This window comes from Achromobacter animicus (genome assembly GCF_902859585.1).
Lineage (GTDB): Bacteria > Pseudomonadota > Gammaproteobacteria > Burkholderiales > Burkholderiaceae_B > Achromobacter > Achromobacter animicus.
In genome coordinates this window covers 14,934-38,620 of the sequence record NZ_CADIJM010000012.1, presented here as the reverse complement: position 1 = coordinate 38,620, position 23,687 = coordinate 14,934, and the positions used below count along the sequence as shown (strand labels likewise).

The 23,687-nt window shown below is 64.1% G+C and carries 21 protein-coding genes, 1 tRNA gene and 1 pseudogene; 19 read left to right on the top strand and 4 right to left on the bottom strand.

Going from position 1 to position 23,687, the window contains the following annotated elements; all coding sequences use genetic code 11:
- Nucleotides 1–244: 244 nt before the first annotated feature.
- From rpoD to HV681_RS28140, 16 genes and pseudogenes are all read left to right on the top strand, one after another.
- On the top strand, nt 245–2,512 hold the full coding sequence (gene rpoD, locus HV681_RS22115) for an RNA polymerase sigma factor RpoD (RefSeq protein WP_175125025.1): 2,268 nt from the start codon (nt 245–247) through the stop codon (nt 2,510–2,512).
- A gap of 7 nt (nt 2,513–2,519) precedes the next feature.
- Nucleotides 2,520–2,598, top strand: a tRNA-Ile gene (locus HV681_RS22110).
- A 162-nt stretch (nt 2,599–2,760) separates the two neighbouring features.
- Nucleotides 2,761–2,979, top strand: coding sequence for a hypothetical protein (locus HV681_RS22105; RefSeq protein WP_254595037.1), 219 nt, complete (start codon nt 2,761–2,763; stop codon nt 2,977–2,979).
- 47 nt (nt 2,980–3,026) lie between these two features.
- Entirely contained in the window at nt 3,027–3,320 is a 294-nt protein-coding gene (locus HV681_RS22100; RefSeq protein ID WP_175125024.1) for a hypothetical protein, read from the top strand.
- A gap of 122 nt (nt 3,321–3,442) precedes the next feature.
- Nucleotides 3,443–3,796 carry a GrlR family regulatory protein gene (locus HV681_RS22095; RefSeq protein WP_175125023.1) on the top strand — a complete coding sequence of 118 codons (354 nt, stop codon included), beginning with the start codon at nt 3,443–3,445 and terminating at the stop codon, nt 3,794–3,796.
- Nucleotides 3,797–5,152: 1,356 nt separating this feature from the next.
- Entirely contained in the window at nt 5,153–7,735 is a 2,583-nt protein-coding gene (locus tag HV681_RS22090; protein WP_175125022.1) for an autotransporter family protein, read from the top strand.
- A 361-nt stretch (nt 7,736–8,096) separates the two neighbouring features.
- Nucleotides 8,097–8,363, top strand: a complete 267-nt coding sequence (locus HV681_RS22085) for a hypothetical protein (protein WP_056315734.1) — start codon at nt 8,097–8,099, stop codon at nt 8,361–8,363.
- A 14-nt stretch (nt 8,364–8,377) separates the two neighbouring features.
- On the top strand, nt 8,378–9,781 hold the full coding sequence (locus HV681_RS22080) for a pilus assembly protein TadG-related protein (RefSeq protein ID WP_175125021.1): 1,404 nt from the start codon (nt 8,378–8,380) through the stop codon (nt 9,779–9,781).
- Nucleotides 9,782–9,831: 50 nt separating this feature from the next.
- Nucleotides 9,832–10,395 carry a pilus assembly protein gene (locus tag HV681_RS22075; protein WP_254595036.1) on the top strand — a complete coding sequence of 188 codons (564 nt, stop codon included), beginning with the start codon at nt 9,832–9,834 and terminating at the stop codon, nt 10,393–10,395.
- A gap of 83 nt (nt 10,396–10,478) precedes the next feature.
- Nucleotides 10,479–11,093, top strand: a complete 615-nt coding sequence (locus HV681_RS22070; protein WP_239214600.1) for a hypothetical protein — start codon at nt 10,479–10,481, stop codon at nt 11,091–11,093.
- The gene (gene cpaB, locus HV681_RS22065; RefSeq protein WP_175125018.1) at nt 11,090–11,893 is read left to right on the top strand and encodes a Flp pilus assembly protein CpaB; all 804 of its coding nucleotides are present in this window, start codon (nt 11,090–11,092) and stop codon (nt 11,891–11,893) included. The genes HV681_RS22070 and cpaB overlap by 4 nt, the downstream gene beginning before the upstream one ends.
- The gene (locus HV681_RS22060; RefSeq protein WP_175125017.1) at nt 11,890–13,257 is read left to right on the top strand and encodes a type II and III secretion system protein family protein; all 1,368 of its coding nucleotides are present in this window, start codon (nt 11,890–11,892) and stop codon (nt 13,255–13,257) included. The genes cpaB and HV681_RS22060 overlap by 4 nt, the downstream gene beginning before the upstream one ends.
- Complete coding sequence (locus tag HV681_RS22055) at nt 13,257–14,948, top strand: TadA family conjugal transfer-associated ATPase (RefSeq protein ID WP_175125088.1); 1,692 nt, start codon at nt 13,257–13,259, stop codon at nt 14,946–14,948. The genes HV681_RS22060 and HV681_RS22055 overlap by 1 nt, the downstream gene beginning before the upstream one ends.
- Nucleotides 14,945–15,790 carry a type II secretion system F family protein gene (locus tag HV681_RS22050; RefSeq protein ID WP_175125016.1) on the top strand — a complete coding sequence of 282 codons (846 nt, stop codon included), beginning with the start codon at nt 14,945–14,947 and terminating at the stop codon, nt 15,788–15,790. The genes HV681_RS22055 and HV681_RS22050 overlap by 4 nt, the downstream gene beginning before the upstream one ends.
- 11 nt (nt 15,791–15,801) lie before the next feature.
- On the top strand, nt 15,802–16,674 hold the full coding sequence (locus HV681_RS22045; RefSeq protein WP_175125015.1) for a type II secretion system F family protein: 873 nt from the start codon (nt 15,802–15,804) through the stop codon (nt 16,672–16,674).
- A pseudogene (locus HV681_RS28140) lies at nt 16,671–16,904 on the top strand (DUF192 domain-containing protein); the annotation flags it as partial. The gene HV681_RS22045 and the pseudogene HV681_RS28140, both read left to right, overlap by 4 nt.
- 6 nt (nt 16,905–16,910) lie before the next feature.
- Here HV681_RS28140 and HV681_RS27925 read toward each other — a convergent pair.
- On the bottom strand, nt 16,911–17,714 hold the full coding sequence (locus HV681_RS27925) for a BPSS1780 family membrane protein (protein ID WP_224776787.1): 804 nt from the start codon (nt 17,712–17,714) through the stop codon (nt 16,911–16,913).
- Nucleotides 17,715–17,777: 63 nt separating this feature from the next.
- The gene (locus tag HV681_RS22035) at nt 17,778–18,746 is read right to left on the bottom strand and encodes a homoserine kinase (protein ID WP_175125013.1); all 969 of its coding nucleotides are present in this window, start codon (nt 18,744–18,746) and stop codon (nt 17,778–17,780) included.
- A gap of 217 nt (nt 18,747–18,963) precedes the next feature.
- Between HV681_RS22035 and dusA the strand changes: the two genes are divergently transcribed.
- Nucleotides 18,964–19,944: a tRNA dihydrouridine(20/20a) synthase DusA gene (gene dusA / locus HV681_RS22030; RefSeq protein ID WP_254594251.1), complete on the top strand. Its 981-nt coding sequence runs from the start codon at nt 18,964–18,966 to the stop codon at nt 19,942–19,944.
- A 34-nt stretch (nt 19,945–19,978) separates the two neighbouring features.
- On the opposite strand, the gene HV681_RS22025 is transcribed toward dusA, so the two are convergent.
- Nucleotides 19,979–20,437 (bottom strand): CBS domain-containing protein, encoded by a 459-nt coding sequence (locus HV681_RS22025; protein ID WP_056315762.1) that lies wholly within the window; start codon nt 20,435–20,437, stop codon nt 19,979–19,981.
- Between the two features lie 36 nt (nt 20,438–20,473).
- Nucleotides 20,474–21,787 carry a YihY family inner membrane protein gene (locus tag HV681_RS22020; RefSeq protein WP_175125011.1) on the bottom strand — a complete coding sequence of 438 codons (1,314 nt, stop codon included), beginning with the start codon at nt 21,785–21,787 and terminating at the stop codon, nt 20,474–20,476.
- Nucleotides 21,788–21,804: 17 nt separating this feature from the next.
- On the opposite strand from HV681_RS22020, the gene HV681_RS22015 reads away from it, so the two are divergent.
- Both HV681_RS22015 and HV681_RS22010 read left to right on the top strand, forming a co-directional pair.
- On the top strand, nt 21,805–22,176 hold the full coding sequence (locus HV681_RS22015; protein WP_056571311.1) for a DUF2069 domain-containing protein: 372 nt from the start codon (nt 21,805–21,807) through the stop codon (nt 22,174–22,176).
- The gene (locus HV681_RS22010; protein ID WP_175125010.1) at nt 22,173–23,660 is read left to right on the top strand and encodes a protein adenylyltransferase SelO; all 1,488 of its coding nucleotides are present in this window, start codon (nt 22,173–22,175) and stop codon (nt 23,658–23,660) included. The genes HV681_RS22015 and HV681_RS22010 overlap by 4 nt, the downstream gene beginning before the upstream one ends.
- Nucleotides 23,661–23,687: the final 27 nt, after the last annotated feature.

Here is a 23,687-nt window from a genome sequence, read left to right as displayed (position 1 = left end):
CAGCCCCCCCAACGTCCGGAACCCGCCGATGAATGAGGTCATGCACGTCTTGCGCCAGAACGGTAAAGCACCCGGTACGGCGCCAGAAGGGCTCGAAAGAGCCGGTGCTGCGAACAACGCAGCCGCGTGAACTCCGCCGATCCACCAGATTTACCCGTATTCCAAGCCGCCCCGGGTCCGTACCCGGCGCGGCGTTATGCGGTGCAACATGCCCAAACGGGTTGCGACGACCACGGAAGCGACTATGACCAAATCCACCGGCAAATCCTCCTCTGCAATTGATGCGGCCGAAAACCAGGCTGTGGCGCCCAAGCGCGCCGTCAGCATGGCCGCGGAAAAAGCGCCCGCCAAGACGGCGGTGAAGGTCGCCAAGCCCGCTGTCAAGACAGCTGCCAAAAAGGCAGCCAAGACGGCCGTTGCCGCGGACAAGCCTGAAAAGGTGACGAAGGCCCGCGCCAAGAAGGCCGAAGACAAGCTTGCCGACCTGGTCGGCAGCGCGCGCCCCGCACCGAGCGGCCGCCGTCCGGGCCGCCCCGCCAAGAACGCCAACAACGACTCCGATGGTTTCGACGATCCGATGGACGGCGAAGGCGAAGTCCTGCCCGACCTGAAGCCGCCGAAGCGCGGCGGCAAGCGTGGCAAGGCCGATCCCAAGGACCTGATCGCCCGCGGTCCCGTCACGCCGGAAGAATACGAAGCGCGCCGCAATCGCCTGAAGCAGCTGATCAAGCTGGGCAAGGACCGCGGCTACCTGACGTACGGCGAAATCAACGACCATCTGCCCGACGATCTGGTCGACGCGGAAGCCATCGACGGCATCATCAGCACCTTCAGCGACATGGGTATCGCGGTCTATGACCAGGCGCCCGATGCCGAAACCCTGCTGATGAGCGAAAACGCGCCGGTAGCGTCCAACGACGACGACGTCGAAGACGAAGCCGAAGCCGCGCTCACGACCGTGGACTCCGATTTCGGCCGCACCACCGACCCGGTCCGCATGTACATGCGCGAAATGGGTTCGGTCGAGCTGCTGACCCGCGAAGGCGAAATCGAAATCGCCAAGCGCATCGAAGACGGCCTGAAGCACATGGTCATGGCCATCTCGGCCTGCCCGACCACCATCAACGAAATCCTGGCCCACATCACCCGCGTGCGTGAAGGCCAGGCACAGATCGACGAAGTCGTCGACGGCCTGGTCGATCCGGAAGACGGCGAAGAATACGCCGGCGCCGGTGTCACCGCGGACGAAGACGAAAGCGACGACGGCCCCGCCGGCGGCATGTCCAGCAAGCAGCTGGAAGACCTGCGCGTCAAGGCTCTGGCCAAGTTCGACGAGGTCAACAAGCAGTTCGACAAGATGCGCCTGTCGTACGAGAAGGACGGCTACAAGTCGGACATCTACGTGCGCGCCCAGGAATCCATCCAGAACGAACTGATGGGCATCCGCTTCACCGCCAAGATGGTGGAAAAGCTGGCCGACACGCTGCGCAACCAGGTTGAAGAAGTCCGTCAGCTCGAGCGTGCTGTCCTGCATACGTGTGTGGACCGGGCCGGCATGCCGCGCCTGCACTTCATCAAGGTGTTCCCCGGCAACGAAACGAACCTGCAGTGGGTCGTCGACGAAGTGGCCGCTGGCCATCCGTACGCCGAAACGCTGGAGCGCCAGATTCCCGCCGTGCAGGAACTGCAGCAGAAGCTGATCGACCTGCAAACGCGCGTCGTGCTGCCGCTGAAGGACCTGAAGGACGTCAACAAGCGCATGGCCACCGGCGAAGCCAAGGCTCGCAAGGCCAAGCGCGAAATGACCGAAGCCAACCTGCGTCTGGTGATCTCGATCGCCAAGAAGTACACGAACCGTGGCCTGCAGTTCCTGGATCTGATCCAGGAAGGCAACATTGGCCTGATGAAGGCCGTGGACAAGTTCGAATACCGTCGCGGCTACAAGTTCTCGACCTACGCAACGTGGTGGATCCGTCAGGCCATCACGCGCTCCATCGCCGACCAGGCACGCACCATCCGTATTCCGGTTCACATGATCGAAACGATCAACAAGATGAACCGCATCAGCCGTCAGATTCTGCAGGAAACCGGCGCTGAGCCGGATCCCGCGACGCTGGCGCAGAAGATGGACATGCCCGAGGACAAGATCCGCAAGATCCTGAAGATCGCCAAGGAACCGATCTCCATGGAAACGCCCATCGGTGACGACGACGATTCGCACCTGGGTGATTTCATCGAAGACACGTCCACGCTGGCGCCTTCGGACGCAGCGCTGCATGGTTCGATGCGCGACGTGGTCAAGGAAGTGCTAGACTCTCTGACCCCGCGTGAAGCCAAGGTCCTGCGCATGCGTTTCGGTATCGAAATGAGCACCGACCAGACCCTGGAAGAAGTGGGCAAGCAGTTCGACGTCACGCGCGAGCGCATCCGCCAAATAGAGGCTAAAGCGCTGCGCAAGCTGCGTCACCCCAGCCGGGCCGACAAGCTGAAGAGCTTCCTGGAAGGGCAGTAAATTTCCTGGGCCTCTAGCTCATGCCTGGTTAGAGCAGCGGACTCATAATCCGTTGGTGCCGAGTTCGACTCTCGGGGGGCCTACCAAGAATTGACGCGGGTTTGCATGAAGTTCATGCAGCCCGCGTTTTCTTTTGTGTGTGGGAATTTTTGCCGCTCTGGCTGAGCGCTGTTTCGATGGCATTCGTGTTGTGGAACTGAGCCCGCTGGACCGGGTCCAGCGCCACTTTGGGAAATATGGAGGCCGATGTGTCTTGGGAGGGCGGTCACAGGCCGATCCTGCACGACCAAGTCCAGGTGGTGGAGGCCATGCACTCGGCGCTGCCGTGGCACGAGCGCATGATGATCATCGCCGAGTACCCGCAAAGGAACGCCAAGTTCGGCGGCCTGGATCCGAAAGGCCGGCGCAAGGCCGCGCGCGCTTGCATCGCCACTACGACAGGCGTGGCGCTGATGGAAACCGAATAAAAACTGTACCTAAACCTGTTCCGCGGCCAGGTCGAAAGGAGGCTGCCGTGAAGAACGCGAAGGAAGTGATTGACCTACTGGCCGTCTACCCTGGGCGATGGTTCGAGATGAAGCAGATCATCAACTATGTGGACGCGAGGGCCGACACTCGGCTGCCCGCGGTCCTGCGCACCGGAGTCCGGCGTGTCTTAGTCGCAAAGGAAGAGTGCGTGCAGATCAGCAGCACCAGAGACGACGCCAGCGCCCGCGTGCACGCCGAGTATTGGTGGCCCGTCCTAACATCGGTTCCTGGTAAATACTTTCAACAATCATCACAATACGCGCGGGCTCTTGCGCCCTGAAGAACTGACGCTCCGAGCGAAAGCCGGCGCTTTCGTTTGATCCTTCGCATGGACTTTACTGTACGCGACAGCAATACTTTTCCTGGCTTGCAATGCCGCAATCCAACCATCAGGAGAAGCACATGCTGATTGAAGGCTTTTGGAAGGTGGATTTCGCTGCGTCTATCCCTGGCGCTGGTGGTGTCGTCGTGCTGGAGAATGGAACTATCCGCGGCGGCGATAACCAGATGATCTATAGCGGCTCATACGGTTTGTCTGGATCCGATCCTAACGCCAAGATGAGCATGACGGGCGAACTCTCGGTGCGCGCGTACGTAGACGGCGCAAACAGCGTGTTCAACACGGGGTCCCGGCCGTTTACCCTGAAGCTGAATGGCACCACCGATGGTTCGTCATTCCGCCTTACTGGTGCTTCGCCGGTCGGAGGACAAGGAATCGTCATCGCCGGCAAGTTCATCGCGCCGCTGAACTTCTAAGACAGCCGCATTATCTTCGAGCCGCCTCTGGGCGGCTTTTTTGTTTCCAGAGAGCGGGGCTAGAGAGAACCGTCCACCGTCGCGCTGCTGAGTACGTGCGGAGTGATCGCTTGGAACATTTACGGCGCAAACCAGTACCGCGACGCCGACGACGCCAGACTGGCGGAAATCGAGAAGCGCCAGGCGGCCATCTAGCGCGCCTGACAGGAGGAAAGAGACCGTGCTTACCGCAGCGCCGTCCTGGCGTGACAACAAGCCGAGTCGAAGCTGGCTCAAGCGGAGCGCGATCGTGATGCCGCTTTCGCTCCTAGTTGGCGGGTTGCTCAAGCAGCTTGACGGCCGGCGGACCGGGACCCAAACGCCGGCGGCGGACCTGATGGCGCCGGCCCCGACTGGATCGGCCTATTTGGAGGTGTCTCGGCCAAGTTCAAAGCCTCGGACGACGACTTGGCGAGGTCGGAAAGGATGCTGCAGGATGGGCTGATCAGATGACGGGCTTCAGGATTCCGCGAGGGCCATCGGGGCTACCAAGTAGCATTCGCTCATGCGATGATGACCACGACAGCGCCGGGTAGGCGCTACTGCGTGTGAGGTTCCCCGATGAGCGATACCCCGAAGGATGGCAATACCAAGCGGCCAACCCCGCCTCAAGATCCCGAGCGGCCGGTAAACTCCTCAGCCCAAGGACGCGCCAGACGCGCCGCGTCGCATGCGGTGGCCGGCCGACTTCCCAGCCAAGCATTGACCTCTACTTTTCCACGGTGCCCTTAGATCTAGCCGGGCGCGTCTGGTTACGCTTCACGAACAGAAATATCGAAATCCTTTCCCATAGTTCGCAAGGCCGCTGAGATCGTGTCGATCTTCGTGGAGTGCCCAAGATTGACGATGCGGGTGACGTCTTGAGGACGGGTGGTCAAGCGGCGTGCCCGCTCGGCGGGTGTGATGCGCTGAGCCAGCATCTCATTTAGCAGAAGTACCTTCGCCCACACGCTCGGGGGAGGGGAATGAGAACTCCAGCGTCTCCAGGGGTGGACGGAAGAGGAACGGGTCCGCGGTCGCCACTGTGACGACCAGCTTTTCGGAAGGCTACGAAAGAAACCTGAGCAATCAGGTATCGCAGCCGCCAGCAATGGCGGCTGTTTTGTTTTTGGCGTCCGGGCGTACGAGAAGGCTCAATGACCGCGCATCGTTGACCGTTCTGTATTGGTAACCCCGCGTAACACTTCCTCGTCCAAAAGGACTATTCCTCAATAATCCTCGAAACCGCTCACGGCTGTGGGCGATGACGGGAGGACCCATCCGCCCCGTCCGATGTTTGGCATGTGCTGATACCGAAGCTCGATCGGAGGAAGTTTCATGAAAAACAACGCTCTGCACGCCGGCGTGCTTTCTCGCTCGTCGCTGCTCCCTCTCCTGGCATTTCCTTGGCTATCGGCCGCTCAGATCACCATCGAGAGCGGGCAGACGGTATCCGTCCCGGGCACGCAAGCTTCCCCCTGGAACATAAATACTTCTCTCCTTGTCGGCAACGCGGGAAGCGGCACGCTCAATGTGTTGAGTGGCGGCCTGGTGAGCAGCCCCGACGCTTACCTGGGGGGTATTGCTGGCGGCGCCGGGTTGGTCTCGGTGACCGGACCGAACGCGCGATGGGAGGTGTCCTTCGACGGGTTGAGCATGCTGAATGTAGGGTGGAGTGCGGCAGGGGCGCTGACGGTTGCCGGGGGCGGCGTGGTCCAGAGTCAGCGCGCCACCCTCGGGGAATTCGACGATGGCGTAGGCGTTGTGACCGTCACTGGTGCGGGCTCGCAATGGATAAACAATCAGCTGCTCTTCATCGGAATGTCGGGTATGGGGAGTTTGAACATCGCGGATGGCGGCTATGTTTCGACGGGTTCAGGCTCCATTGGCGTCTTTGGCGGCAAAGGAGCGGTAATTGTTAGCGGGGCCAATTCTCAGTGGCTTTCCGCCTCGCCCATTCAGATTGGCTCGTTCGGAAGTGGCAGCCTGACGATCTCCGAAGGCGGGAAGGTGATCGCTCCCGGCGCGCTGATAGGCTCGACAGCTTCCGGGATCGGCAAGCTTGTCATCGGCAGCGATGCGGGCACTGCGCCGGTTGCGCCTGGCACGCTGGAAACCACGCGCGTTTCATTTGGCCCGGGCGACAGCCATGTGATTTTCAATCACACGTCTTCCAGTTATGAGTTCGATGCGACGATCAACAATGGCGCCAACAATGCCGCGGGGTCCAATACTGGATTGGTCGGCGGCGGGCGGCTCGAAGCGATGGCGGGGCGCACCATCCTGAATGCGGACCACAGGGACTTTACGGGTGTCGCGCGAATAGGCGGCGCGGGCATTCTTCAGGTCAATCGCGATCTATCGGGCGCGTCGATGCAGATTCTTACGGGCGGTACGTTGGAAGGGCGCGGACGGGTGGGCAGTGTCGTCAACGCAGGCACCGTATCGCCCGGGGCATCGTTGGGCACGCTGACCATCAGCGGAAACTATACGGGTAGCAGCGGTTCGCTGCTGCAACTGGAGACGGTGCTCGGCAATGACGCGTCGCCCGCTGACAAACTGGTTGTGACGGGCGATGTTGCGGGCGATACCGCTGTCAAAGTCACCAACCTGAGTGGCAGCGGGGCGCAGACGATAAACGGCATTCGAGTTATTGAGGTCGGCGGCGCGTCGCCCGCAAATGCCTTCACCCTTCAGGGCGATTACCGGGCCGAAAACGGTCAGCAAGCCGTGATCGCCGGCGCGTATGCGTACACGCTTGAACACGGCGGCAGCGAGACGCCCGCGGACGGTCACTGGTACCTCGTATCCGAGTTCAGGGAGCCCGGGACGGCTCCCGAACCGGAACCAGGGCCCGGACCCGGACCCGGACCCATTCCGGAACCCGAACCCGGGCCTGGCGCACCGGTGGAGGAAATTCCCGGCATGCCCGAAGAGGGGCCGCGCTATCAGCCTGGCATACCGCTTTTCGAGCAGTATCCCCAGGTGCTCGCTTCCCTCAATACGGTGCCGACGTTGCAGCAACGCATCGGAAACCGGTTCTGGCGAACTGACGGTCAACTGCCCGCAGCCGGAGAAAAATACGGAGGGTGGGCTCGCATCCAAGGCTCCACCAGTTCAATGAACCCGGCACAGTCGGCGACGAAGTCGAGCCGGGATATCGATCTGTGGAAGCTGCAAACCGGCATTGACGTCGTGGCGAACCGCCGGCCGGATGGGTCGATGCTGGTGGCCGGCGTGAATCTTTCCCATGGCAACGCGTCCGCCGATATTGCGTCTCCGTACGGCCGGGGCAAGATCGACACGACCGGCACGGGCGTGGGCGCCAACCTGACCTGGTACGGCGCCAGCGGGTTCTACATGGATGGACAATTGCAGGCCATGTGGTTCGACAGCGATATCTCGTCGCGCACGATCGGGCGTGATGAGGTGAAGGGCAACAACGGAAACGGCGTCGCCATCTCGGTGGAGACGGGCTATCGCTATGACATCGGTAAGGGGTTCTCGCTGACTCCGCAGGCGCAGTTGATTCGGTCTCGCGTGGACTTCGACAGTTTCACGGACCCGTTCGGCGCGAAGGTGCGGCTTGACGATGGCGACAGTCTGACCGGACGTTTAGGCGTGTCGCTCGATTATGAACCTGAATATTCTGGTGCGAAGGGCGCGGCGGGGCGAACGCATGTGTACGCCATCGCGAATCTCTATAACGAGTTCATGAATGGCACAAACGTCAACGTGGCCGGCGTGTCTTTTCGAAGCCGGGATGAGCGTCTGTGGGCCGAGCTTGGCGTCGGTGGAACCTACCTGTGGAACAAGGGGCGCTACGGTGTGTATGGCAACCTGAGCGTAGCCGGCGCCACCAACAACATGAGCGACAACCATTCCGTGGGTGGCATGATCGGGTTTCGCGTGCAATGGTAGGGATCGTCCAAGGCTCGTACGCGAAAGGGCAATAGCTCCCGCGAATAGCAAAGCCCCGCCAGCAGGCCCCCCAAATGGAAGAGCGCCCCAGCTCAAGATGAGTCTGAGGCGCTCCTGCCCGGCTTCGCACGCGATGGGTGTCAGACAGCCCGGCAACTCAAATCTACTGCTGGCAATCCGGCCCGGCAATAGGGGAAACCCTTGCGATAAACGGGGTTGAATCATCTTCTTTTCCAGGTTTCTTGACGGGCGCGCGCGTCAAGGTGCGGGGGCGAATTTGTCCGTCTCGGCATCCACGAATTGTCCGCCGGCCGCCGGCTGGCGACACTGGCCTCCACGTTCATTGCACGGGAGAGCAGACATGTGGGGGCATCGAAAACGCCAGTTGGGCCAAGGTATGACCGAATACATTGTCGTGGTGGCGCTGGTCGCCGTCGCGGCAATCGCGGTCTATCAGTATTTCGGACAAGTGGTGCGTTCGCAGACGGCAGCGATGGCCCGCGAGCTGGCTGGCGAAGATGGCAGCACGCAGTCCAAAGCCGCGCAGCAGGCGGCCCAGAAGGCTGCCGCGCAGACCAAGGCGCGGTCGCTCAAGTCATTTACCGGCAATGCCGAGATCGCGAATTGAGGGCGCATCCCATCATGTTCGCCGATCAACAGCGCGGCCAAGCCCTGGTCTTGGGTATCGTCATTGCGGCCGTCGGTGCGGCGTCGCTGGTGGTCCTGTACAACTTTGGCCAGACCATCGAGGCGCGAAGCCGCCTCACCCATGCGGCCGACGCGGCCGCCTATAGCGGCGCGCTGGTTCAGGCGCGGGCACTCAATGCCATTGCCTACGTGAATCGCAGCCAGATCGCGCATCAGGTTGCCATGGCGCATATGGTGACGTTGGGAGCGTCCGCGCACTATCTCGATGCGATGCAATCGCAGCGCCAGCGAGGCAACCCGCCGGCCAGCCTGATCGCCATGCTTTTCGGACCCGACGCCGGGGCGGCCTATCAGGGCGCGCGGGGGCCTTCGAATGCCGACGGCCGGCTCGCCTCTGCTTTCGCGCAACACGATCGCGTCGTGCATCAGGTGCTGGAAATGGCGGCGCGAGAGATTGTGGGTGACCTTACGGCATCACGGGAGCGTGCAATGCGTGAGGTGCTGGCTGCCAACTATCCGGCGTTCGGTGAGATCAACGCTGGCGGGGCGTCCGCTGCTGCATCGCCAATTGATCTGAGACTGCTGACCGACGGGTGGCCTGGCTACACGGAGCGCCACGCCGCGACGCGCAAGGCCGGCTTGCGCCCTGCAACGGAAGACGCGGTGGCTCGCTATGGGTTCCTGGATCGCCGCAACGACACACGTCGCAATCCTTGGGCCGTCAGCTCACGTTGTCCCTTGCATCGGCACGAGCTCAGGCGGCGCGGTTCGACCTGGCTGGGGCCGGACGGCCATTGGGGCGCGTTGGACACGCAGTCCTACCACGCGCTGCGCTCGAACCGCTGGATCGGCTGCTATTTTCGCGAGTACGCGATGGGATGGGGAACCGTGCAGGGCGAAAAAAGCCGTGCCCCAGACGACGTGGAATATGTCGAGGATCCGCCCGCAGACTTTTCGCAGGAGGACTTCTGGCGGTGGATCGAGCACGCCACCTCGTGGAACATCTTTGACGGGGCCACCAATTCGATGGCGAATTCCTACGCCATGGCGTCGGCCCGGCGCTGGCCGGGGCGCGGATTGCCGGCGTATCGGGAAGTCGCGTCGAAGCGTCTGGCTGAGCCCTTACGGTTTGCCATCGCGGTCAGCCTGGATTCCACCTTCGTCAAAACCACGGATGCCGACAGTGCCGTCGCCGCGCCAAGTGGTCAGTTTCGCTACACCGCATTGGGGCGGACCGGCGCCGTCACGGTCAGCACGGCGGCCGAGACGCACTTTGCGCGGCCGGAACGGCGCGCCGACGGCAGGTCGGAACTGGCCACGCTCTTTCGGCCCTATTGGCAGGCTCGCCTGTCCGCGCTTACGCAGCAGGAAGCCGTGCAGGCCGGGAGGCTTCGATGAAGAGGCGCGGGTCAACCGAACGCGGGCAGGCGGTGGTCGAGGCGTTGCTGATGTTGCCGCTGATGGCAGTGCTGCTCTGGGCGGTCTCCGATATCGGCGCCATGCAGTTTTCAGCGCAGCGCAACACGCAAGCCAGCCGGCAGGCTGTCATGGCGGTGGCGTTGGGCCAGCCGGCGGCAACGCTGCGTGCGCCGTCAGGAATGGTCCTGACCGACGCGGCCCAGAGTCGGCCCGGGACCGCCGTGGCCGGCGCCGCGGCGTTGCAGAACGAGTGGTTCGGCGGGGCAATGCAGTTGTTGTCCGTGCAGACCCGTTCGCTGCCGCTTCCGGGGAACGCCATGTTTGGATTGCCGATCTCGCGTCACATCAGTGTCGCAAGCGGAGCGGGCTATGCGCATGGCGACGCCGACGCGCAACGACGCATAGGCGCGTCGTCGGCAGGGTGGTTGCAGGCCGGCCGCACGTCGCTGGCCGAGGCCGAGCGCATGCAGCCTCAGGTCAGCAAGGTCGAGGTCCCATGGAGGCGGCCTGCGTTGTCGCTGGATTGGCTTTCGGCGTGGCATGACGTGGTGCCGAATGATCGGCTTGGCAAGCGTGTGGAGGACGGAAGATGAATCGGGCCCGAACGTTTCCCAAGCGGTGGGGCAGGTGGCGCCGCCTTGGTTTCCTCGCAGTCGGCGTTGGCCTATGTGGTGGGTTGTTGCTGCCTCAGCGCGCCAGTGCGTCAGCGGGCGTCCTCAGCCTTGAGGGCCTGCAATTGCCCGCGGGGGCTGTGCGCGAGCGCCTGGCAGACCGGATGTGGCTGCACGGGATGCCCGCGCAGGTATGGGTGTTCGATGTGCCCCAAAGCCCGTCGGCCGTAGCCAAAACGCTGGCTGCCCAGCAGCCTGCATTGGCAGATCTGCACGTGCTGCCAGGACAACTCATCTTGTCCGGCCGCATCGGCAGTGACCGCTGGGTGGCGCAATTGGAAAGTGCTGGAATGGACCGTACTGTCGGCAGCCTTTCGGCGATCAGTGTTCGTGCGGCTCCCACCGCGCAGTTGCCCGGGTGGCTGCCGAAGGGCGCGCGCGTCAAATCGGATGTCGCCGTGATGGAGTCCGGCGTCAAGGTTTCCGACCGCATCTGGCAGTACGCGGTGCCACCGCAAAAACTGGCCGAACTCCTCGATGCCGGAATGCGGCGGGCGGGATGGGTTCAGCAGGGCGATGGCGCCGATCAATGGTGGGCGCGTGAACGCGAGCGGATGAAGCTGTGGTTGGTGCCTTTGGACGGCGGCAGCGGGCTGCGTGCACTGGGGTGGGCGCCATGAATCCCTGGATCATTCGCGGCGCCGTGCGGCTGCGCCGTACCGGCGTGTACGGATTGGCCGTGCTGGCAGGACTGGTGGCCGCCTGGGCCGTGCGGGAACACGTCCAGCAGCGCGTCCAGGCGCTGGAGGCCGAGGCGCACACGCCGTCGGTCAGTCGCCTGGTGGCTGCTTATGACCTGCCGGCCGGCACGCTACTCGAAGAGGTGCACCTTGCTGTGCGCCAGATTCCGCAGCCCTGGGCGCCGGGGGCCAGTGTGGATCCCCTTGAGGTCGGCAGCGTGATCGGCGCCACGCTTCTTGCTGATGTCGCGCATGGCGAACCCCTGCTCAGAAGTTTCATGACCTTCGAAGCGCCGCAGCCCTCGCTGGCCGCGCGGCTCCAGGCGGGGCAGCGCGCCCTCACGGTTGCCGCCACCGATCTGGGCGGGCTGGCGGACATGCTGAAGGGCGGCGACGCGATCGACATCTATGTGACCTTCAATCACCGCCAACGCGAGCTCACCGTGCCGGTGCTGCAGAGCATGCGCGTCCTGACCGTCGGGGGCGAGGACGGCGCTGGCAACATCACCTTGGCGGCGACGCCCGATGAAGCCATGCGGTTCATCGCCGCGCGGCAGGCTGGGATGTTGACTGCAATGTTGCGTCATCGCGATGACGCAGCATCCGTGAACCCCGCCGCGCAAAGCGATCTGGCTTCGCTCATCGGACTGGACGCTGAACCCAAGCCTGCGCCGGGCGTTGCCATTCTTTATGGCGATCGCCTGGACGCGTGGGCAAGCATCGACTCGGAGGGGCCATGACGCCAATAAGAACTTTCCTGGTCTTCGTGCTGTGCCTGGTTTGCCACCCCGCATGGTCTGACACCCAGACATTGGAACTGCAGGTCGGCGAGACCCGCGTGTTGCCGCACCCTGGCGTGAGGCGGGTGGCCATCGGCAATAGCCAGGTGGTCAACGCCGTGGCTGCCGAAGGGCGCGAGATCGTGGTGTTCGCACGGGCGGAAGGCGTGTCGTCCGTGCATGTCTGGGCAGGCCGCGATCGCATCGCGGCCTATGAGTTGCGCGTGGTGGCCGCCGGTACGCCGCGCTTGCGCGAAGAGGTTCATAGCCTGCTCTCCCGCATCCCGGGTGCGCGAAGCTCGAGCGTGGGCGGCCGCATTTTGATCGAAGGCGACGATCTGTCCGACGATGACCGCTCGCGCATCGCGGCGCTGGCGGACCGGTATCCGGAGGTCGTGGATTTCACGGGACAGGTCGGGTGGGACCGCATGGTGCTGCTGGACGTGCAGGTGGTCGAAATTCCCACGTCGCGGCTGCAGGAGTTCGGCGTGCGCTGGGATGGCCTGACGCAGGGGGGCGTCAATGCAGGATTGGCGTGGGATGGCGGATCTCGTGGCCGCATGACCCGGCCGGGCGAGCAGATCATCGAGACGGCGGCACCGGTCTCGTCGGCCGCGGGTTACTTCGGCGTCAACGCCTTGCTGTCGGCACGTATTGCTGCGCTGGCGCAAACGGGAGAAGCGGTCATGCTTGCGCAACCGCAGCTCCTTGCCCGAAGCGGCGCGAGCGCAACCTTTCTTGCAGGCGGGGAAGTGCCTTACGCTTCCACCGATGCGCAAGGCAATCCCACCACGCTATTCAAACCCTATGGCGTGTCGCTGAACATCACGCCTCGGATCGACCGCAACGGCGTCATCCGGTCGCTCATCGAAGTGGAGGCCAGTTCAGTCGACACCTCGCTAAGCCTTCCGGGCGGCCCGGCGCTGCGGACACGCCGCGCGTCCACCGAGTTCAATGTGCGTTCCGGCAACACGCTTGTCATCGGCGGCTTTCTCTCGCGCGAGCAGGGCTCCGACGTCAGCGGCTTGCCGGGTCTGCGGAACATCCCGATCCTGGGCGCGTTGTTTTCCTCTACCCGCTATCAGCGCCGCGAGACCGAACTGGCTATCTTCGTGACGCCAAAGATCGTGTCGCAGGGCGAGCCCGCCATGGCGGATCGCGTTCGGCGCGGACGCGAGATGCTTGAGTCGACGTTTCCGGATCCTCCCCAACTGGGAACGGCGGTGCCTTCCGATGCGGCTGGGTGGGATCCCTACGCGGGCGCCGGCTCGCAATGGGTCATGCGTTCGGCGGGTGGAGGTTCGACATTGGCGAAAGGGCCGTGATGCTCAATATTGAACTGACCTTTGAGGACGCCGCGCAGCAGCAGCTCAAGCTGCCCGCGCCGGTGCTGATTGGAAGGGGCGCTGATTGCGCGTTGCGGATTCCGACCTGGAGGATTGGCCGGCAACATGCCCGGCTGGTTTGCGAAGCAGACGTCATCGTCCTGGAAGACCTGGGCACGCTGGCGGGTACGATGGTCAACGGCGTCAGGGTGGTGCGGCACGCGCCGGTGCTGCCTCACGACGAGATCCTTATCGGGCCTTGCAGGCTACGCGTGTCGAGGCTTGCGCCCGAGGCAGCAGACCGCGTCGACACTCCGGATGCCGCGCCTCAGGGCGCCGCGCAATCCGGACAACCTCCAACGTACGATGCTGTTTGCGTCCCGGCGGCGGTGGCTTCGCCGGCCCCTGCTCATCGGTTGCACGACCGCCGCCGCCTCCATGCGGCCCTGCTGAACGCGTTGGACCTGCGCCGGCGCGATGTGGCCGGGATGAGCGATGGCATGCTCCGCGCCGAGGCCGAGCGTCTTTTGATGCAGATCGTGGCCACGGACGCCGAACTTCCGTCGCAGGCCGACAAGGCGGCGCTCTGCCGCGAGGTGCTGGACGAAGCGGTGGGGCTCGGACCGCTGGAACCGTTGCTCGCTGCGCCGGATATCACGGAAATCATGGTCAACCGCTACGACGAAATTTACGTCGAGCGTGCGGGCCGCCTGTGGCGCGAACCGGCTGCGTTCACCAGCGAGCAATCGGTGCGCTGGGTGATCGAACGCATCGTGACCCCATTGGGACGCCGCATCGATGAAAGTTCTCCGATGGTGGATGCGCGGCTGCCCGATGGGTCACGCGTACACGCCATCATTCCCCCCGTGGCGATGAAGGGCGCCAGCCTGACCATCCGGAAGTTTCCGCAGCGGCGGCCGCAGATGCCAGACCTGATTGCGCTGGGCGCGCTAAGCGACCCGATGGCACGGTTTCTGGCGCTATGCGTAAGGATGCGCAAGAACCTGGTCGTTTCAGGCGGTACGGGTTCCGGCAAGACGACGCTGCTGAACATCCTGTCGAACGAGATTCCTGACGGCGAGCGCGTGGTCACGATTGAAGACGCGGCGGAGTTGCGGCTGAACCACGCGCATCTGGTCGCGCTGGAGGCGCGGCCGGCGAACCAGGAAGGCAGAGGCCGAGTCGACATCCGGGAACTCGTGCGCAATGCGTTGCGCATGCGGCCGGATCGCATTGTGGTGGGCGAGTGCCGGGGCGCCGAGGCGTTCGACATGTTGACGGCCATGAATACGGGCCATGAAGGCTCACTGACCACACTGCACGCCAATTCTCCACGGGACGCCTTGGCCCGGCTGGAATCCATGATTTTGATGGCGGGGCTAGACCTGCCGCTGTCGGCAGTCCGTGAGCACATTGCCGCCAGTGTGGATGTGGTCGTGCAGCAGGCGCGGTTGTCGGATGGACGCCGCGTCGTCACGGCGATCGTTGAAGTGGCAGGCATGGAAAGCGGCCGCATTCAGTTGCAGGACCTGTTCGGCTTTGATCGAGCCCATGGGTTTCGCGGATGCGGCGCGCTACCTGGATTCGCGCAGGAATGGGCGGACAAGGGCGTAAGCCTGGATACCGCATGGTTTTCGGACTCGGCGGGCCGGGCGTCTGACTTCGGCCCTTTTGCGCAGAGCTTGCCATGATCTGGCTTGCGGCAGCGGCCGCCATGGTTTGCGCCGGGTTGCTGGCGTGGCGTGCGCAGAACTGGTTTGCGCCGGCGCTTCGGCGCTACCGCGAGGTCTACACCCAGGATGCGAGCGTGCGCTTGAGCGAAGTGTTTTTGTTCATCGACCCGCGCCAATTGTGGGTGGGCGCAGTTGGCTGCGGTGTAGCGGCCGCGGTCGCCGCGTTCACGGCCTCCGGCAGCGCGCTGGTGGCGGTCTTGTTCGCCCTCCCGTCGGCGCGGCTGCCACGAATGGTTGTAGAAGGTTTGCGGCGACGGCGTGCGCGACGCTTTGAAGCGCAATTGCCCATGGCGCTGTTGATGCTGGCATCCGCGTTGCGGGCCGGCGTGGCCATGACGACCGGTTTGCGCCATGTCGTGGAACAAAGCAGCGCACCGCTCGCCCAGGAGTTCGGTTTGATGCTGCGGGAACAGCGTCTGGGCGTGCCGTGGGACGTTGCGCTGGACAATCTGCAGGTCAGGATGCCTGCTGACTCGACCTCGCTGGTGGTGGCGGCAATGCGCATCGCGGCAAAGACCGGCGGCAATCTGGCGGAAGCCCTGGAAAGCATCGCGCAGACATTGCGTGTCCGCCTTCAATTGCAGGCAAAGCTGCTGGCGTTGACGTCCCAGGGGCGGCTGCAGGCATGGATCGTCGGGGCTTTGCCTTTGCTGTTGCTGGCGGTGCTCGACCGACTGGAGCCGGAAATCATGGGGCTGTTGTGGCATACGCCGATGGGGTGGGGCGTGCTGGCCATCGTGGCGGTGCTGGAGACGGCCGGCGTGCTGCTGATCCGGCGAATCATGCGGATTGATATCTGAGTGGGGGCGGGATGTGGCTATACCTGAGCATGTCCGCGACGGCGGCCGGGACGGCCTGGCTTGCGTGGGTGCTGTTGAGACCGTTGTTGAAGGCGGAACAGAATGCGGCGCGCGCCATGCCGTGGTGGTGGCGCGTCGCATGGCCCTGGATCGCTGCGGTGGCGCCGTTGGCGGGTCCGCTCTGCTCGTGGCGGTGGCGGCTACGGCTGGATCAGGCAATAGAACGGGCGGCGTTGCCGCGGGAAGTCGGGTATGCGCACATCGCGGCGTTGTGCGCTAGCGCGGCTATGGCTGCCGGCGGCATGGCCGCCGCCGGAGCGCTTGCGCTGGCACCGCCGGGCGACGCGGCGCTGCTGCCCTGGGCGCTGGCGTGTGCGCTGGCCGCCGGCATGGCGCCGGCGTTGTGGTTGAAGGGGCTGGCTGCGCAGCGATGCCGCGCCATCGAACGGGATCTGCCCTTCGTGTTCGACATGATGACGCTGTGCGTCGAAGCGGGCTTGAGCGTGCAGGGCGCGCTGCAATTGGCGGCACAAAGCGGTCCGCCGGGTGTGCTGCGCGACGCGCTCACGGATGCCCTGGCAGAAATGCGGGCGGGCGTGTCCAGAACCGTGGCGATCAAGACATTGGCCGAACGCAGCAACAGCGCGCTGGCGCGAAACTGGGCGGCGGCTCTGGCGCAGGCGGAGGCGCTTGGGGCCAGCCTGGGGCCGGTCTTGCGTGCGCAAGCGGCGCAATGCCGCAGCGATCGCCACACGCGGGCCGAGCAACTGGCGATGCAGGCGCCGGTGAAGATGCTGCTGCCGTTGATCGGCTGCATCTTTCCGTGCACGTTCATCGTGCTGGCGTTTCCGATTGCGGTTCAGTTGTTGCAGAGCGTGCAATGAGACGCCCCATGCCACTACGCGAAGGGCGCTTGCGGTTGCTGACCGTAAAGCGGTGGTGTGGGCGTATGCGTGGGTTGCTGGGGCGGGCCCCGCCGGGGCCGCGGGCAGGCGTGCTGCTGACTCCCTGCGCCGCGGTGCATACCTTTGGTATGCGTTACGCCATCGACGTGGCGTTTATCGGCCGGGACGGCCGGGTGGTGGGATTGCGCCGGGCGCTTGCGCCGTGGCGGGTGACGTTATGCCTGCGCGCCGTTGCCGTTGTCGAGATGCGTGCCGGGGTTATTGATGCCGAACACGGAGGTATAGGCCGGATAGAAGCTGCAGTACAGGACGCCGCCCGCCGCGATGTTGAACGGAATCTGCAGCGTGCCGGCAAATTGGGGCGACAAGCCGACGGCAACCAGCAATCCGGCGCACAGGTCGATGAACAGGAACACCATGATCCAGCAAACGCCGTACACCATGAACGGCAGCTTGTTGCGCCAGCACGCGATGCCGGAGAAGAACAGGGCTTGCGTCAGGCGCAGGCCGTGCCAGGCCACCAGCACGGGCGCGTGCCAGAACAGCGCCGCGATCACAACGTAGCAAATTGCGAACAGCATCAGCGGCATGGCCATGGCCGACAGGATCGGCTCCATGCTCTTTTCGACCGAGGCGATGCGCATGCCTTCCATCATCGAATCGGAAAAGGGCAGGAAGATGGCCAGGCCTGTCACTAGGCAAAGGCCGGCATACAGCAGACCCATCAGGAACAGCTTGCGGAACACGCCGGGCTGCTTGAGCGGCTTGCCCCACATGGACGGCAGCATGACGCGGTCGGCCTCGACGTGCTTGCACGCGGACAGCGTCATCAGGGTGATGATGGGCATCAGGGCCACCACCAGCATCGGGCCGACCGGCGGCGTTGCCGATGCAAAGACGACGAGCAGGCTGATCGCCATGGCCCAGGTGAACATGGCCAGGGGTTGTTTGCGGAACAGACGGAATCCGTCGCGGACCCAAAGCCAGCCGGACGTCGCGGGTAGAAATGCTGCTTGCATGGCTCTCTAGAGGGGAGTTCTCTCAAATACGGGATGCTGTTCCCATTATGGGGGGCGTAGCGGTTACGGCAAGACGGGCAGTTCCGAGCGGTGGCGCGCTTGCAACACTCTTTCGAAGTGGCGTGGGTCGTGCGGCTTGAGCGTCTGCGCCGGGCGGGGCAGGAAGAAGTCATACAACCGGGACAGCCAGAAACGCAGGGCTGCCGCTCGCAGCATCTGGGGCCAGACTTCGCGCTCGGCGTCCGTGAAGGGGCGCACCGCCGCGTAGGCAGCCAGCCAGGATTGCACCAGCTCGGGGATGAATTCGCCGGTGTCGCGCTCGATGCACCAGTCGTTGACGCTGACGGCCACGTCGAAAAGCCAGGTGTCGCAGCCCGCGAAATAGAAGTCGATGATGCCGCCCATGAGCGGATCTTCGAAGGTGCCGGCAAAAAGGACGTTGTCCCGGAACAGGTCGCAGTGGGCGGGGCCGGACTGCAAGGCCTGCCATGCGGGCGTCTGGATGGCGGCCTGCTGGGCGGCCAGTTCGGACGTCAGCAGTTCGGCCTGGGCGGGGCTGAGAAAGGGCAGGACCTTGGGCGCGGTTTCGAGCCACCACGACAGCCCGCGCAGGTTGGGCTGGTGGATCGGAAAGTCCTGCGCCGCGACGTGGGCGCGGGCGAGGGTGGCGCCGGCAAGCGCGCAGTGGGCGGGGCCGGGGGCCGGCTCGTACCCGCCGGGCAGGCGCGACACGATGGCGCACGGCTTGCCGTGTAGCGTGGTCAAGCGGGTGCCGTCGCGCAGCGTCTGCGGCTGCGGCACCGGGATGCCGCGTTCGGCCAGGTGATACATCAGCTCAATGTAGAAGGGCAGCTGCGCCTGCGTCAGCACCTCGAACAGCGTCAGGACATATTCGCCCCGCGTCGTGTACAGAAAATAGTTGGTGTTCTCGATACCCGCCGTAATGCCTCGAAGCGAGACGAACTCGCCCAGATCGAAATGCGCCAGCAGGGCGCGCGCGTCGTCATCGGATACGGGGGTGAATACGGCCATGGATCTTCGGTATGAGGGTTGAACGGACGCGCGCACGGGCGTGCAGGGTCGCGGCGCCGCAATTTTAGACCACATGGCGGGCGGCCTCGGGCAGCGGTTCCACGTGGGGCGCCGATCCCGGCGGGCACAATGTCGCCAAGCACCGTAAAATACCGCATCCCCTTGTTTTGTAGAGTGATTCTTGGACTCCCCCGACTGGCGGCTTTGCGTCGCCCCGATGATCGACGTCACTGACCGCCACTGCCGGTACTTTCACCGTCTGCTGGCGCCGCGCGCCCGTCTGTACACCGAAATGATCACCACCGGTGCGCTGCTGCACGGCAACGTGGCCCGCCACCTGGACTTTGACGAGGCCGAGCATCCCGTCGCCTTGCAATTGGGCGGCAGCGAGCCCGACGCATTGGCGCACGCCGCCAAGCTTGGCAAGCAATGGGGCTATGACGAAATCAACCTGAATTGCGGCTGCCCATCCGAACGTGTCCAGAAGGGCGCCTTTGGCGCCTGCCTGATGGCCGAGCCGGCCCTGGTGGCCGACTGCATGAAGGCCATGCAGGACGCCGTGGACATTCCTGTCACGGTCAAGCACCGCCTGGGACTGGACTACGACGAATCCTATGAGTTCGTGCGCGATTTCGTGGGCAAGGTCTATGACACCGGTTGCCGCGTGTTCATCGCGCACGCGCGCAATGCCGTGCTCAAGGGCCTCTCGCCCAAGGACAACCGCGAGATCCCCCCGCTGCGCTACGACGTGGTTGCGCAATTGAAGCGCGATTTTCCGGATTGCACGTTCGTGCTCAATGGCGGTCTGGCCGATGCCGGGCAGTCCGTGCAGGCGGCCGGAGCCTTTGATGGGGTGATGCTGGGTCGCGCCGCGTGGCATACGCCGCGCGTGCTGTCTGAAGTGTCAATGCAGTTGTGGCCGTCGGTGCGGCTGCCCAGCGATGCGCAGGTCGTGGACGCGATGACGGAATACGCCGCGCGTCAGGTTGCCAAGGGCGTGCCCTTGCGGGTGATGACGCGTCCGATGCTGGGGCTGGTGAATGGCCAGTCAGGGGCGCGCCGGTGGCGCCGGATGTTGTCGGATCCGGCCCTTTTGGCGGCGAACAATCCGGAACTGATCTACGACGCGTGGCGCAGCCAGCGGCATGCGCCGGGTGCGCGCGACGCGGCGCGCGAGGCCGCGTCCGCCGGGATGTGAATCCGCAGCCGGCGCCGCAAGGGCGCCGGCGGGCTCAGGACTGGGCGGGCTCCGCGCTTTCGGCAGGCCAATCGCGAATGTAGGCCTTCAGCATGTTGTTTTCGAACTGCTGCGCCGCGACGATGGCCTGCGCCATGTCGTAGAACGAAATGACGCCCATCAGGGTGGGGCCGTCCATGACGGGGATGTAGCGGGCGTGCTTTTCGAGCATCAGGCGCTGAACTTCGTCGGCGCTGGTGTTGGGCGAAACGCTGACCGGCGCATCGTCCATGATGGAACGGATGGTCGTATCGCCTGCGCCGCCGTGCGCGTGCATGTGGCGGATGATTTCGCGGAACGTGAGCATGCCGGTCAGGGTGCCGAATTCCATGATGACCAGCGAGCCTATGTCTTGTTCGCTCATGGTTTGCACGGCCTGGGCCACGGGCATGTCGGGCGACGCCGTATAGAGCGTATCGCCCTTGACGCGCAAAATCTCACTGACCTTCAACATCGGTATCTCCTGGGGCGGACTGCGCCCTATGCTTTGCTATTTCTTGTTCGCTTCCAGTTGCAGCACTGGGGCGACTCCATTTCCGGTATTTTGCGCTTCTCCGCAGAGTTCTTCCAGCGTTGGCGTGGTTTGCGGCGAATTTACGGACGATGCGATGCGCAGGATGTCGGGGTCATTGCGGACGCGGGATTGGCTTCGGTCCAGCAGGAAGCGATCCACGACGGGCGCCAACGAGGTCTCGCGCGCGTCGCACGTCAGCATCCAGTTGTCTTCGGGACTGCGGGTGGCCAGTCCCATCTTGCTCAGCGTTTCCAGGACTTCATTGAGTTCATCCTGATGCAGCCGCAGCTCCGAGGCCAGCGTGTTGGCGGCCACGCCGCCGGGCGTCGAGAGCTGCGCGCGGCGCAGTGCGCGCAGCGCATCCAGCGCGTCGACGAACGAGGCGCCCGGGTAGCGGTTGATGTGCCAGCGTCCCAGCCGGATCAGCGGCGCGCTGGAAGCAAGCGTTGCGCCCAGCAGCACGGCCAGCCAGGACAGGTAGATCCACAGCAGGAAGATTGGCAGCGTGGCGAAGGCGCCGTAGATGACCGTGTAGGTGGGAAACCGGGTCAGGTAGAAGGCGAACGCGGACTTCATGATTTCCAGCACGATGGCCGTGACACAGCCCCCGATCAGCGCGTCGCGCCACAGCACGTCGCGGTTGGGCACGACGACAAAAAGCGCGGCAAAGCCCAGGCCGGTCAGCACCAGCGGGATGAACGAGACGACGACACTGATGACTTCAGGGACGTCCTTGATGAGACCCAGCGATTCGCGGGCCACGAACGAGGTCGCCCACAAGCTGGCGCCAGCCAGGACGGGTCCGAGCGTGATGATGGCCCAATACACCAGTGCCCGCTGCGGCAGGGGACGCTGGCGCGAGACGCGCCAGATGTCGTTGAAGGCCTGGTCGATCGTCATGATCAGCAGCAGCGATGTGACCAGCAGGAACGCGCCGCCAATGGCGGTCAGGCGCGACGCCTGGTGCGCGAACTGGTTCAGGTAGTCCATGATGTTGTCCGACACGGACGGCGGCATCAGGCTGGTGGTGAGGAAGTCCTCGAGGGCGACCCGGAATTCCTGGAACACGGGAAAGGCCGTGAACAGCGACAGCACCACCGCGAGCATGGGGACGATTGCCAGAACGGTGGTGAAGGTGAGGCTGGAGGCAACCTGCAGCAGCTTTTCTTCGTTGGCGCGTTGGAGGACGAAACGAAATACGCGTCCGGTCCTCGCGACCCGGGAAATGCGCGAGGTTGGTCGTTCTTTGACCGCCGGCGTAGCGGCGGCGGGCTCGGCGGGGCGATTCATCAGGCGATAATAGCAGCATGAATCCCGAACTCAACCCCCGCTTGCGCCTCGTCGCCTCGGTTTCATTGTTTGCCCTGATCGTGCTGTGCGTCGCCTGGGAAACCGTGGTGGCGCCGGTGCGGCCGGGCGGTTCCTGGATGCTGCTGAAAGCCTTGCCGCTGGCGTTCCCGCTGCGGGGCATCGTGCGAGGCAATCTCTACACCTACCAGTGGGCGGCCATGCTGTCGCTGCTGTATCTGATGGAAGGCGTGGTGCGCGCCATGTCGGATCCGGCGCCGCTGTCCGTCTTGATGGCGTGGGGCGAGATCATCTTGTCCACCACCTTTTTCCTCAGCGCCATCTTTTATGTGCGGCCCGCCAAGCGCGCTGCCCGGAGTCAACGCGCATGAATGCCCAGTCCCTGTCCGAACTGCAAGCCGTCAACTCCTTTGCGGCCCTGCCCGAGGCTTTCTACACCCGGCTGGCGCCGCGCGGGCTGAACAATCCTCGTCTGCTGCACGCCAACGAACAGGCGGCCGCCCTGATCGGCCTGGATCCGTCGGTCCTGACCACCCCCGAATTCCTGCGGGTGTTTTCCGGCGGGCAGCCATTGCCGGGCGGCGATACGCTGGCCGCCGTCTATAGCGGCCACCAGTTTGGCGTGTGGGCAGGGCAGCTTGGCGACGGTCGGGCGCATCTGCTGGGCGAGGTTCAAGGGCCCGAGGGCGCCTGGGAACTGCAGCTCAAGGGCTCGGGCATGACGCCGTACTCGCGGATGGGCGACGGGCGGGCCGTGCTGCGGTCTTCCGTGCGGGAGTACCTGGCCAGCGAGGCGATGTTCGGGTTGGGCGTGCCCACCACGCGCGCCCTGGCGCTGGTCGTTTCCGATGATCCGGTCATGCGCGAGACCGTCGAAACCGCCGCGATCGTGACGCGGATGTCGCCCAGTTTCGTCAGGTTCGGCTCGTTTGAACATTGGTCGTCACGGCGTCAGCCCGACATGCTGAAAACGCTGGCCGATTATGTGATCGACCGCTATTACCCCGAGTGCCGCGACGTGCCGACTGGCGATTCGGCGTCCGAGACGGCCCCGTATGTGAATCTGCTGCGTGAAGTCACGCGGCGCACGGCGTTGCTGATGGCGGACTGGCAGGCTGTCGGGTTTTGCCACGGCGTGATGAATACCGACAATATGTCGATCCTGGGGCTGACGCTGGATTACGGCCCTTATGGTTTCATGGACGGATTCCGGCTGGGTCATATCTGCAACCATTCGGATGCCGAAGGTCGGTACTCCTGGAATCGGCAGCCGTCAGTGGGACTTTGGAACCTGTATCGGCTAGGCGGCAGTCTGCACCTGCTGGTGCAGGACGCCGACGCATTGCGCGCCGTGCTGGATGAATACGAAGCCATTTTCACGCGCGCGTTCCATGACAAGATGGCCGCCAAGATGGGTTTGGCGGCGTGGCGTCCTGACGATGAGGCGTTGCTGGACGATCTGCTTAAACTGATGGACGCCAATCAGGCGGACTTCACGTTGTCCTGGCGTCGGCTGGCCGACGCCACGCAGGGACAGCGCAGCGCCTTTGAGGATTTGTTTATCGACCGTCCCGCAGCTAGCGCCTGGCTCGACAAGCTGCTGGCCCGGCATGCGCAGGACGGGCGGCCTGCGGCGGATACGGCGGCCGCCATGAACGGCGTGAATCCCTTGTACGTGCTGCGCAATCACCTGGCAGAACAGGCGATTCGCGCGGCCAAGGCCGGCGACGCCAGCGAAATTGAAACGCTCATGAAACTGCTGCGAAGCCCCTTCGTCGCCCAGGAGGGTTTTGAACGCTATGCCGGCCTGCCCCCGGATTGGGCTGGTGGAATCGAAGTGAGTTGCTCGTCATGAAGATAATTTTGCGATAACGTCGATGGC